Origin of the sequence: Actinoplanes sp. NPDC048791, from assembly GCF_040650095.1 — a bacterium.
Classification (GTDB): domain Bacteria; phylum Actinomycetota; class Actinomycetes; order Mycobacteriales; family Micromonosporaceae; genus Actinoplanes.
Window position 1 is genome coordinate 5,527 of sequence record NZ_JBEZGQ010000497.1, and the last position, 596, is coordinate 6,122.

A 596-nucleotide genomic window follows, 5' to 3' on the forward strand; every position below is an offset into this window, starting at 1 on the left:
CCAGAACCACAACGGCCAGAACCAGAACAACTGAGTACGGAGCCCTGCCGCACCGGGACCGAACCCCGCGGGGCGCGCCACCTTCAGGTGTCGTCGCCCCGCGAGGGACCCCCCGTCGGGACCGGCCGCCGTCCACCCCCCTGAGGACGGCAAGACCTGCGGCAGGCGGTTCGGGTAAGGAATCGGCTGACGAAAGGAGGCGCGGGACCGCTCGAGCCGAGCTACGCAGCTCCGCTACCGGGTGACGCGGACCGACTCGGGTGTCCGCCAACCCGCACCGATGGCCCTGACCAGGAGCGCGGTCAGGGCCATCGGCATGTCCGCGCCCGGGAACGGTCGGCCGGACGGCAGGAAGTGACCCGGCGCCCGGAAGGTGGCCCGCGCGGCCGGATGGTGGCACAGTGTCCCGGGTGATGACGACGCGCCGGCTGCAGCTGCCGGACGGCTACCACTTCACCCGTACGGTGCGATCGCTGCTTGTCGTCCGCTACGACCCCTGCGGCACGTTCGACGACCGCGACTTCTGGCTCTCCGCGCGTACCCCTGAGGGTCCTGGCTCCTTGCATCTCGCCCGCGCCGGCGCGGAGCTCACCGCG

The 596-nt window shown here is 72.1% G+C and carries 1 pseudogene; it reads left to right on the forward strand.

Features of this window, described 5'->3' with window-relative positions:
* Nucleotides 1-413: 413 nt before the first annotated feature.
* A pseudogene (locus AB0C29_RS29110) lies at nt 414-596 on the forward strand (DNA-3-methyladenine glycosylase 2 family protein); the annotation flags it as partial.